This window comes from Streptococcus sp. k-163, from assembly GCF_013277555.1.
Taxonomy (GTDB): Bacteria; Bacillota; Bacilli; order Lactobacillales; family Streptococcaceae; genus Streptococcus.
On the sequence record NZ_VMND01000007.1, the window covers coordinates 78,372 to 89,167 of the forward strand.

Consider the following 10,796-nt stretch of genomic DNA (forward strand, 5'->3'; position numbering starts at 1 on the left):
ATTTAAAAAGCCTACTTCGCAGTAGACTTAGTAATGATCTTTAAAGGACAAGAAAGCCACGCTATCTCCATCCATCATATAAATCAAGCGATTTTCTGCGTCGATACGACGTGACCAGGCTCCTTGGTAGTCATACTTGAGGGGTTCTGGCTTACCTATTCCTGTAAAGGGATCACGTTGAATATCCTTGATTAGTTTATTGATTCTTTTTAACGTTTTCTTGTCCTGAGTTTGCCAGTAGCAATAATCTGTCCACGCATCTTCTGTAAACTTGAGTAGCATTCATCACTCCTCAATAACATGGACTTGAGTGCTTCCAGCACGAACTTGAGCCATTCCTCGCAAAACCTTGTCTGATAACTCCTTATTTTGAGCGATTCTCAGTGTTTCCTGAATACTGTCCCATTCGCTCTTTGAAAGAACTACAATGTCCTCATCTGGATTTTTATTAACCACCGTTAAAGGCTCAAATTCATCATTGACCTTCTTCATGTAGTCTTTTAAATGATTTCGGAATGTTGAGTAAAGAACTGCTTCCATAACCATACCTCGTTTTACCTCTTTTCCACTATTATACACGAAAAGAAAGAAATTGTCAGAAACTTGTACAAGATTTTCTTTTCTATCTATTTATTCGTAAAAAATCTCAAAAAGCCTACCTTGCAGTAGACTTAGTTTCTTTCTATTCTTATCGGCACCTTACCAAAATTCTGCTCTGCTATACTTGGTTTTCCCAGTTGATAAATCTGGTCTGCCTTTTGAGTCATAGCATCCCAAGGTTCTTTGCCAATTCTACTGACTAGATTGACCTGCCCTTTCAGAGACTTAAGGTGTTGTCTGCCTTTTTCGGTAAATCCAAGAACATGAATGGCTTCTGGCAAGTCACTTTCTCTATCCTGCACCAAGATATAGGTCAAGAGGCGTCTAACACGCGCCTTAGTATACCGCTTGGTCGCAACAGCCTCGGCCAATTCTTCTACAGACTGAGCTGTCTTGATAGCATCCTTGATGCGCACAGCCATTTCTTGATTGACCTGATAGATGGTAGTTAGGTCTGGATTGGACAAGATTTGATAGCGCAGCAAGGGAAAATAATCTTCCCAGCTCACCTTACTAGCCTGCTCAAAGAGGGCAACAGAAGGCATAAAGCGTTTTAAAAAATCTTGGTCTAACTGATGCTGACGGAGGGCTGTCGCCGAAGCAAAGGCCACATTCTTGTCCACAGAATGATAACCTGCCCCCTGACGCTGAATCGGATGGAGTTTGATGTTGCGTCCCGCTACTGCCTTAGCATAAGCAAGCGCAAGAACATGATTGGGTGTGTTTCCCGAAAAATCAAGACCTGCAAATTCCTTCCACATGGCTTGGGTTTTCTGGGGATAGGAAAGGGAATCAGGCAGATTTTCCACAAATTTCTCCATCTCAGCCCCCAGCTCTGTGTATAAGTCAGCGATTTTTTGATAATCTAGAACTTCTTCTGTCCCAAAAGCTAGAGTATCAATCCCCAAACGCGCCAAGATATCCACAGCTCCTTGACCAAAGAAATCTGCTGCCTGAACACTGACTAAAAAAGGCAACTCTACTACCAAATCTGCTCCATTTTCCAGTGCCATCTGGGCCCGAGTCCACTTATCTACAATGGCTGGTTCTCCACGCTGCATGAAATTCCCAGACATAGCCACGATTTTCAGCCCCTCAACCTGTTCCAGCAGGTATTTATGCCCATTATGAAAAGGATTAAACTCCACGATAATACCTGTGATAGTCATAGACTTCTCCTACTTCTGCGCCACAAAAAACCAACGGGTGCTGGTTGCTGTTGGCTCCTTGTCCTCAAAGTCCGCATAGAGTTTAAAAGACTTGAAACCAGCCTGTTCCAGCAAAATATCATAGGTCAAGACTTCATAGGTCCGCTCCTCATGCACTTCATCGTGGCGACTAAAGGAACCGTCCGCCTCCTTGATAAAGAAAGTCAGCTCATGGACGATGGAGTGAGGCGCTTCATCCTCATAGGTATCCCAGAGCATAGCAAAATCTTCCGCATTTTCATGGTAGGAATAACCCGGGAATACTTCATCTGTCTGGTAGGTCGAGTGCACGTCAAAGATAAATACACCATCTTCGTTGAGGGAATTATAGACTTCTTTAAAAACGTCCCCTACTTCCACCTCATCCTGCATATAGCAGATAGAGTCCGAATAACACGTGACAAAGTCGTATTGACCTGCCTTGGACAAATCCAGCATATTGCCTTCTATAAAGGCAATCTTTTGCTTGGAGGAAGTTGCTCTATTTTCCGCAATTTTCAACATATCCCCACTCAAGTCAAGTCCAGTTACATCAAAACCAGCTTGAGAGAAGCGCACAGATTGAATTCCTGTCCCACAAGCCAGTTCCAAGAGTTTCTTTCTCTCCTTGGTCTTAGGCAAATGACGCAGAGAAAAATCCGTCCATTTATCGTACAAACTATCATCCATCACTGCATCGTAAACAGCCGCAAAGGTTTCATAAGTTGCCATAATCATGATACCAAGAGCCTCCATGGCAAACACCACTCGCTCTTTACCTTTCCATCAATTTTCTAAAATAAGCAAAGAAACCCAGTTGACTACAACTGAGTTTATCTTCTAAGCAAGGGCTTCTGAAATATCTACTGAATCCGCCTCATGCCATAGTTTTTCTAGGTTATAGTGGGCACGCATTTCTTCTGAGAAGATATGCACAACGACAGCACCGAGGTCCAGCAAGACCCAACCTCCAGCCGCATCGCCTTCGACATGGCTTCCTTTAAAACCTGCTTCCGCTACTTTTTCACGGATATTATCAGCGATAGCGTCCAACTGACGGCTATTCATTGAGCTAGTGATGACAAAGTAATCCGTCACGCTAGTCAAATCTTGTACATCAAGTGCGAGGATATCCTCTGCACGTTTCTCATCAGCCGCTTTCACGACTAGTTCTAGTAATTCTTTTTCGTTCATTTAGTCCTCTTTCAAATAGTGCACAAAGGCGTTATAGGTTTCAAGGGTTTGGGGATAGATGGGGAATCCCTGATGAGCCAGATGTTCCACGGTACGAGCTGTCTCATAAGCTACTGCCTTATTAAGTGATAGACTTGCAATCTCACGTGCCACATCCACTCCTGGAAAGGCACGATTGTGCTCGATATAGTCTGCGACATAGATAACCTTATCTATGTCGGTCATCTGATCAGCTCCGACTGTATGGATTTCAATGGCTCGCAGGATTTCAGGATCATGCAAATCCAAATCTTCCTGAATCTTGTAGATGCCAACCATACCATGCCAGACATTATTACCCCAATTTTTGAGGTCAGGGTCTAGCTGATAACGGTCAATCAAGTCCAAAAATTCCTGATCTGACAGCTTCTTAGCGTAGTCATGAAGAAGGCCTGCTAGTCCTGCTTTCTCAGTATCGACTCCAAATCGCTGAGCCAGTTCTATGGCTGCACGCTCCACACCCAAGCAATGGGTTAACCGTTTCTCGGGTAGAAGCTCTGCCATTTTTTCCAACAAAGCCTCACGGGAACAGTTAATATAGTCTTGATAGGCCATCAGTAAAGCCCCTCTTTCTCGATGTAGTCTAGCACAGGCTGAGGCAGGAGAAAGTTAGGTTTCCGACCTTGGGCAAGGAAGTCACGCACCATGCTAGACGAGATATCCATGAGAGGCACATCCACCCAGATAACTGGGTAAGAAGTCCCTGCCTTGTAGCGTGGGCGCTGAACCCCTACAAACTGAACCATGTCTACCAGCTCATCAATTCGGTACCATTTAGGCAGATAGTCCACCATGTCGGCACCGATGATAAAGTAATAATCCGTATCTGGATGTTGCTCTGTCAAAATCTTCATGGTGTCATAGGTGTAAGAAATACCCTTGCGCTCCAACTCAATGGTTTCAATGGCTAGTCCTTCAATCCCCTCAATAGCCAACTCAAGCATCTTGAGACGATGGTATTCAGGGATTGTTTCCTTTTTATCTACATGAGGAGGTTGGTATTCAGGCATGAGCAGAACCTGATCTAGTCCCAACTGTTGCCGTACTTGGTCCGCAACGATCAGATGGGCATTGTGAACAGGGTTAAAATTTCCCCCTAAAATCCCAACTTGTTTGCGTTTTTTCTCCTTGATTTCTGGCTCCAACTCTACCTTAGTAAAGGGGGTCAATAATTCGATTGCCATAGGCTAGTCTCCTTTATTTCTCTGTAAAAACAGTTATTTGGAGTAGTTTTTTTAGATTTCTTTGACTTTCTTAGAAATCTTGCGATTTTCTTTCTTGCTAGATTGTTTAAACAAAATCAAGATGCGTCCGATTTTTTGGACTGTATCCACACCGATTTCTTCTTCCAAGATTTCAGCTACTTCATGGATGTTTTCATCTGTGTTTTGCAAGAGAGTGACTTTAATCAATTCGCGGGCATCAAGAGCCTGACGGACGCTGGTTTTGATTTGGTCGTTGAGACCATTTTTCCCGATTTGGATGATGGGTTTGAGGGTGTGTGCCTGACTGTTGAGAAAGGCACGTTGTTTTGATGTTAATGACATAATTTCTTTAAAAGAGTTTCTTTTTATACTTTTCTGAAGTGGTGACGGACGTCAGCAAAGTCCTTCGGACTTTCATGACTAAAATTTGAGCCTAAGGTCTCAAATTTTCCGCAGTTGGTACAATCACTTGTACCAACTGACACCACAGTGAAAAGTATTCGCTGTGAGCTCGCAGGGCTCGCACGAATTTAGACAACCCTTTCCTTTCTGTGTTTAAATAATGGCTTTTCGTGTGACGACTGCGACGCCTTCTGGTGCCCAGACGGCGACTTTTGCGGTGCCTGTTACGCGGATCCAGCCTAGTCCTGAGATGACTAGGTCTGTCTTATCCTTGATGTTAAATACATGTTGGACTAGTTTTGGAAAATCTTCCTTTTCCTTGCTATTTGGTGGTGTCAGGAGGGTTCCTAGGTGCTTGTCATAGAAAGCACTAGCGCCTTCAAGCTTGGTTCGGTGGAGTTTGAGTTCATTGTCAAAGAAAGCTGTGAAACCTTGCTTTTCACCTGTAATAAAGTCAAATCGTCCGAGACCGCCTAGAAACAGGGTTTGTTCAGGATTGAGCTGATAGGTTTTGGGCTTGATTTCCTTTTTAGGGCTGACATACTTGAGATTTTTAGCCGTCAAGTAATGGGCCATTTGGTGACGATGGATGATTCCCGGCGTATCGTAAATATAAGATCCGTCGTCAAGCGGAATCTCAATCTTGTCCAAGGTTGTCCCTGGGAAGCGCGAAGTAGTAATGACATTTTGGTCACCCGTTATTTCTTGGATAATGGCATTGATTAGAGTTGATTTTCCAACGTTGGTTACACCAACGACATATACATCGCGTCCCTTACGGTAATGCTCGATTTTGTCAATGACTTCCTTAATCGCATGCTTGTTTTGGGCTGAAGTTAGGACGACATCAACTGGACGAAGACCTTCTTCGTGGGCACGCTCCATGAGCCACTGGCTAATCTTGCCTGGTTTAACAGACTTGGGCAAGATATCTTTTTTATTTCCCACCAAGAGGACATCATTACCCGATACAAAACGTGGCAAGCCTGGGATAACAGAGCCATTAAAATCAAAGATATCAATGACATTGACCACTAAGGCATCACTGTCTCCTACCTCGTGCAAGAGCTTGAGGAAATCATCGTCCGTCAACTGGACATCTGTGATTTCATTGTAGTGGCGGAGACGGAAACAACGTTGACAATAGACTTCGCCAGTCTCCAAACCTTTTTCAAGTGCCGACTGGGGGGTAAATCCAAGACCAGCCTTGTCTGTTGTCTGAATGGTTGCTCCACAACCAATACAGAGAATTTCTTCCATAGTTAAATTCCTTTTTTATATGTGATTGGTCCGTACTTTTCAGTGATTTTTCGCATGACATGACGCTCGCGAGCTCGGTTAATCTGCGTTTTGATCGAGTCGTGTTGGACCAAGGGTTTGACTAAAATCGAGCGAATGCCAGCACGGTGGGCTGCTCGTATATCTGTCATGAGCTGGTCGCCAACCATGACCACTTCACTTTTCTCATAGTGAAATTCCTTCATGGCACGGTCTATTCCAAATGTGAAAGGCTTCAGAGCCCAATAAACGTAGTCAATCCCAAACTTTTCAACTGCCCGTTGAACCCGTTTTTTCGTGTTATTTGAGACTACGATAATGCGAATACCCGCGTCCCGAAGGTCATGTAGCCATTGTTTCATCTCTGGCGTACCATCAGGATTGTTCCAAGCAATGAGAGTATTGTCCAAATCGACCAAAACAGCCTTGATTCCCTGCGCCTGCAGGCTTGGGACTGTCAGATCATAGACTGCTTCCACAGCAAAATCTGGCATGTAATTTTCAATCGCCATTCTGGCTCCTTTTCTTAACTTTTTTTCGCAATTTTCCTCAATAATAATGACAAAACAATCCATAAACCTGCACTGGCTAAACTGATGTAGAGCCAAGCATGGGGCTCATCTGTTAAAGGTAGGGGAACATTCATTCCGAAAAAGCCTGTCACAACTGCTAAAACTGCTAGCAAGACTGAAATGATAGTCAAGGTTGTCAAATTATCATTCAGGTTGTTGTTTAGGATGTTGTTGTAAGATGCTGATAGTTGTTGGAGGACTTGAGAAATCAAGTCTGTCATGGATACCAGCTGATGAGCCTCAATCATGGCATCATCAAACTGCTCTCTCTCAATCTCGTTAAAACTGCGATAGAGGGCATGCCCTTGGATATGTTCCAGCAACATGCGATTTTGCTTGGCAGCCGCAGTGAGGTAAACCATACCAGTCTCCAAGTCAGACAGGGCAAAGAGGTTTTTCTTAGTCGTCCGTTGACGCAAGAGTCCATTAACCTCATCCTTACTCTTGTCCATCTGCTCGATGACAGGATAGTAGGCATTGCTGATGATTTCCAGACTGGCAAAGAGAAACTTGTAAATCGAAAGCGTGTCATGACTATCCAGATAACGGGTCATCTGTTCAATGACATAGGCGTTCTTGGTATTACTAATGGTAATCAGGCGACGATGTTCCACGATAAAGGTCATGGGAAAGGCTTCGTAGTAGGCCTTATCCTTTTTCAAGTTCAAGACATTGTAGATAAAAGTCACAGTCCCATTTTCACGGTGGTAATCCATGTGGGCGCGCTCATTTCTATCCAATGCGTATTCAATGGTTTCCTTGTCCAAACCGTAGATTTCAGAAAGGTCCTCTAGTTTTTTCAACTTGTCCAAATCTAGGTTAATCCAGGTACAACCATTGCCCAACTGTTTTTCTAAAAACATCTTTTCTCCTTTACCAAACTCTTTCTATTGTACCATAAATCTGCTAAAATTTCAGGCCTGGTCTGTCCGAGAGAAATTGCTGACAACGGTGATATTGCGATTGGGAACGAAGTGCAGAACCTGGTCTTCTCCTCTGAGTTGCGTTGTTCGAATGCCGACGCTGACGACCTTGCCCGATACAGTAATAGGACCATTTGTCAGAACGACCTCATCTCCCACATCCAGTTGACGCTCAAAAAGGATGAAAAAACCATTGATGACATCAGACAGAAAGCCTTGGGCTCCCATCCCAATAGCCACCCCAGCAATCCCAGCACCTGCCAGCAAACTCGAAACTGGCAAACCTAAAATCGACAAAATGCAGTAGAGTAAAAAGAAATAAAGGGTATAATTAAACATATTTTCTAACAGACGTGAGATGGTTTTCTGACGTCCGACATCATGACGAGACATTTTTAGAGAAGGTTTAACAATTCTCTGCACCATGGTATGGAGCAATTTTTTAGCTATATAGAAGAGTAAAAATAAGAATAAAAGAGAAAGTAACTTGGTTAAGATATTCTCGATAATCGCTGTAACATCAAGCTTATTGAGATAGGTTTGAATAAATTCTTGCATAGAAAACTCCTTTCATTCATTATACCATACTTTCATAAAGTGTCAGTCTCCATAAATTTTCAAAAATAATAACAAAAATAGACAGAAAATTCTTGATTTTACTTAATATTTATACTATAATCATAAACATTACACAACAAAGGAGATTGTTATGAAAAAATTCATTCATGCTTGGAATAAGGCAAGCCTGATCAAACGTATTTTGATTGGCATGCTTGTCGGAGGAATCCTTGGACTGACATTTCCTACTGTTTCAGGAATTGGTCTACTCGGAGATCTCTTTGTTGGTGGTCTCAAAGCCATCGCACCTATTCTAGTCTTTGCCCTCGTTGCCAATGCTCTTTCCCAACATCACAAGGGACAAGATAGCAATATGAAAACTGTTATCTTCCTTTATTTAGTGGGAACCTTTGCAGCGGCGCTTGTTGCTGTCCTAGCAAGTTTCATCGTTCCAGTTGAAATTACCTTGAATAGTGCCAATACAGAAATCGCACCACCAGATGGAATTGGCCAGGTCCTCAGTAACCTCTTGCTCAAACTGGTTGACAATCCAGTCAATGCCCTCGTTACTGCTAACTACATCGGTATCCTATCTTGGGCAGTTGTTTTCGGGATTGCTATGAGAGAGGCAAGTAAAAACAGTAAAGAATTGCTGAAAACCATGGCTGATGTGACTTCTAAGATTGTCGAATGGATCATTAACCTAGCTCCATTTGGAATCCTTGGCCTTGTCTTTAAAACCATTTCTGATAAGGGAATCGGAAGTCTAGCTAACTATGGAATCTTGCTTGCCCTCTTGGTGACAACCATGTTCTTTGTGGCCCTAGTAGTCAATCCATTGATTGCCTTTCTCTTTATGAAGAGAAATCCTTATCCCCTCGTTTGGAAATGTTTGCGTGTCAGCGGTGTAACAGCCTTCTTCACTCGTAGTTCTGCGGCTAACATCCCTGTCAACATGAAACTCTGTCATGACCTTGGACTCAACACAGATACCTATTCTGTTTCTATCCCACTTGGTTCTACTATCAACATGGCAGGAGCAGCCATTACTATTAACGTTTTGACCCTTGCTGCAGTTAACACACTTGGAATTCCTGTTGACTTTGCTACAGCCTTTGTCCTCAGTGTGGTAGCAGCTATCTCTGCCTGTGGTGCTTCTGGTATTGCCGGAGGATCCCTCCTTCTTATCCCAGTTGCTTGTAGCCTTTTTGGTATTTCTAACGATATTGCCATGCAAGTTGTCGGAGTTGGATTTGTGATTGGGGTCATCCAAGACTCATGTGAAACAGCCCTCAACTCTTCTACAGATGTCCTCTTTACCGCCGTTGCTGAATACGCAGCAGCCCGTAAAAAATAACTCATAAAGGCAAGCCTACTCAGGTCTTGTCTTTTACGCTTTTATTCTAATTTATTAGGAAATTCTTATGTCTATTAGCCAACGTACGACCAAACTCATCTTAGCTACCTGTCTTGCCTGCCTTCTTGCTTATTTTCTCAATCTTTCCTCAGCAGTTTCGGCCGGAATCATCGCTCTCTTGAGCCTATCTGATACGCGTAGAAGTACTTTAAAACTGGCTCGCAATCGTCTTTTTTCCATGCTTCTAGCTCTGGCGATTGGTGTTTTGGCTTTTCACTTGAGCGGATTTCATATCTGGAGCCTTGGCCTCTATCTTGCCCTATACGTTCCCCTGGCCTACAGGATGGGCTGGGAAATTGGCATCACACCAAGTAGCGTTTTGGTTAGCCACCTCTTGGTTCAAGAGTCAAGCTCTCTAGACCTTCTAGTCAATGAATTCCTTCTCTTTGCTATCGGTACAGGATTTGCCTTACTTGTAAATCTCTATATGCCTTCACGTGAAGAGGAAATCCAGCACTACCACACGCTGGTTGAAGAAAAGTTAAAAGATATCCTCCAGCGCTTCAAATATTATTTATCCAGAGGGGATGGACGCAACCGAGCACAGCTGGTAGATGAATTAGACTCCCTTTTGGAAGAAGCCATCAGACTGGTCTATTTGGATCATTCTGACCACCTCTTTCATCAGACCGACTACCATATCCACTATTTTGAGATGAGACAGCGACAAAGCCGTATCCTGCGAAATATGGCCCAGCAAATCAACACCTGTCACCTAGCTGCCAGTGAAAGTCTAATTTTGGCCCAACTCTTTTCAAAAATTGCCGGTCAACTGAGCCAGACCAATCCTGCTTCTGATTTACTGGATGAAATTGAACGCTATCTAGAAGTCTTTCGGAACCGCAGTCTACCCAAGACAAGAGAAGAATTTGAAACCCGTGCCACGCTTCTCCAACTCCTACGCGAAGCCAAAACCTTCATCCAAGTAAAAGTTGATTTTTACCATAAATATTGACAGTAAAAAAGAAAACTTCAGACCAATCACAAAAGGTGAATATCTGAAGTTTTCTTTTATTTGTAAGTTATCACCATAAAGGTTAGTAATAGGACGAATAAGGCCAAACTCACCAATAAAGTAAGCACCTTTACCAAAGTATTGCTCTGCCAGTAACTTGGTTTACCAATATTACTGGTGGCATCCATGGAAAAGAGTTGATTTTGACGGGGTTGTATGGTTACCAATACAATCAAAGCAAGAGATAGGATAATAGCTAAAACAATCAGTATTTCAATCATAGACCTACCTCAAAATTCCCAGCAAAGTAAAGATCAAACCAATCAGAATCATCAAACCCAGTAAGAGTGAAAAAGTTTTACTAATCTTTTCCCCTCGGGTTTCTTTTTCCTTCTTGATGGGTTTTTGTTTCAACTCTTCCATGCGACCTTCAACGTCTTTGTAAAATAAATCTTCGTCTGACATG

16 protein-coding genes are annotated in these 10,796 nt (G+C 43.0%); 2 read left to right on the plus strand and 14 right to left on the minus strand.

The features are described 5' to 3' along the window. Positions 1 to 27: 27 nt before the first annotated feature. From HT731_RS02440 to HT731_RS02495, 12 genes are all read right to left on the minus strand, one after another. Positions 28 to 282, minus strand: coding sequence for a Txe/YoeB family addiction module toxin (locus HT731_RS02440; RefSeq protein WP_061759528.1), 255 nt, complete (start codon positions 280 to 282; stop codon positions 28 to 30). A 3-nt stretch (positions 283 to 285) separates the two neighbouring features. Beyond that, on the minus strand, positions 286 to 540 hold the full coding sequence (locus HT731_RS02445) for a type II toxin-antitoxin system Phd/YefM family antitoxin (protein WP_000388572.1): 255 nt from the start codon (positions 538 to 540) through the stop codon (positions 286 to 288). A gap of 131 nt (positions 541 to 671) precedes the next feature. Beyond that, positions 672 to 1,769: a nucleotidyltransferase gene (locus HT731_RS02450; protein ID WP_173277503.1), complete on the minus strand. Its 1,098-nt coding sequence runs from the start codon at positions 1,767 to 1,769 to the stop codon at positions 672 to 674. Positions 1,770 to 1,778: 9 nt separating this feature from the next. Next, entirely contained in the window at positions 1,779 to 2,519 is a 741-nt protein-coding gene (locus tag HT731_RS02455; protein ID WP_345889913.1) for a class I SAM-dependent methyltransferase, read from the minus strand. A 108-nt stretch (positions 2,520 to 2,627) separates the two neighbouring features. Then, the gene (rsfS, locus tag HT731_RS02460; RefSeq protein ID WP_124787858.1) at positions 2,628 to 2,981 is read right to left on the minus strand and encodes a ribosome silencing factor; all 354 of its coding nucleotides are present in this window, start codon (positions 2,979 to 2,981) and stop codon (positions 2,628 to 2,630) included. After that, a complete protein-coding gene (yqeK, locus tag HT731_RS02465; protein WP_173277505.1) occupies positions 2,982 to 3,575 on the minus strand; it encodes a bis(5'-nucleosyl)-tetraphosphatase (symmetrical) YqeK in 594 nt (197 codons plus the stop codon). Next, positions 3,575 to 4,204 (minus strand): nicotinate-nucleotide adenylyltransferase, encoded by a 630-nt coding sequence (locus tag HT731_RS02470; RefSeq protein WP_033680625.1) that lies wholly within the window; start codon positions 4,202 to 4,204, stop codon positions 3,575 to 3,577. Before HT731_RS02470 ends, yqeK begins: the two co-directional genes overlap by 1 nt. A gap of 51 nt (positions 4,205 to 4,255) precedes the next feature. Next, positions 4,256 to 4,567 (minus strand): ribosome assembly RNA-binding protein YhbY, encoded by a 312-nt coding sequence (gene yhbY / locus HT731_RS02475; RefSeq protein WP_000060169.1) that lies wholly within the window; start codon positions 4,565 to 4,567, stop codon positions 4,256 to 4,258. 213 nt (positions 4,568 to 4,780) lie between these two features. Continuing rightward, positions 4,781 to 5,887 carry a ribosome biogenesis GTPase YqeH gene (gene yqeH, locus HT731_RS02480; protein WP_173277507.1) on the minus strand — a complete coding sequence of 369 codons (1,107 nt, stop codon included), beginning with the start codon at positions 5,885 to 5,887 and terminating at the stop codon, positions 4,781 to 4,783. Between the two features lie 2 nt (positions 5,888 to 5,889). Then, positions 5,890 to 6,417: a YqeG family HAD IIIA-type phosphatase gene (locus tag HT731_RS02485; RefSeq protein ID WP_173277509.1), complete on the minus strand. Its 528-nt coding sequence runs from the start codon at positions 6,415 to 6,417 to the stop codon at positions 5,890 to 5,892. A gap of 14 nt (positions 6,418 to 6,431) precedes the next feature. Then, positions 6,432 to 7,340 (minus strand): magnesium transporter CorA family protein, encoded by a 909-nt coding sequence (locus HT731_RS02490; RefSeq protein ID WP_125852095.1) that lies wholly within the window; start codon positions 7,338 to 7,340, stop codon positions 6,432 to 6,434. Between the two features lie 51 nt (positions 7,341 to 7,391). Next, entirely contained in the window at positions 7,392 to 7,958 is a 567-nt protein-coding gene (locus tag HT731_RS02495; protein WP_173277511.1) for a mechanosensitive ion channel domain-containing protein, read from the minus strand. Positions 7,959 to 8,109: 151 nt separating this feature from the next. Between HT731_RS02495 and sstT the strand changes: the two genes are divergently transcribed. Together sstT and HT731_RS02505 are read left to right on the plus strand one after the other, a co-directional pair. Continuing rightward, positions 8,110 to 9,315 carry a serine/threonine transporter SstT gene (gene sstT / locus HT731_RS02500; protein WP_173277513.1) on the plus strand — a complete coding sequence of 402 codons (1,206 nt, stop codon included), beginning with the start codon at positions 8,110 to 8,112 and terminating at the stop codon, positions 9,313 to 9,315. 67 nt (positions 9,316 to 9,382) lie between these two features. Then, positions 9,383 to 10,330: an aromatic acid exporter family protein gene (locus HT731_RS02505; RefSeq protein ID WP_173277515.1), complete on the plus strand. Its 948-nt coding sequence runs from the start codon at positions 9,383 to 9,385 to the stop codon at positions 10,328 to 10,330. Between the two features lie 56 nt (positions 10,331 to 10,386). On the opposite strand, the gene HT731_RS02510 is transcribed toward HT731_RS02505, so the two are convergent. Both HT731_RS02510 and asp4 read right to left on the minus strand, forming a co-directional pair. Continuing rightward, positions 10,387 to 10,611, minus strand: coding sequence for an accessory secretory protein Asp5 (locus HT731_RS02510; RefSeq protein ID WP_000569970.1), 225 nt, complete (start codon positions 10,609 to 10,611; stop codon positions 10,387 to 10,389). Between the two features lie 4 nt (positions 10,612 to 10,615). Continuing rightward, the gene (gene asp4, locus HT731_RS02515) at positions 10,616 to 10,795 is read right to left on the minus strand and encodes an accessory secretory system protein Asp4 (RefSeq protein ID WP_173277517.1); all 180 of its coding nucleotides are present in this window, start codon (positions 10,793 to 10,795) and stop codon (positions 10,616 to 10,618) included. Position 10,796: the final 1 nt, after the last annotated feature.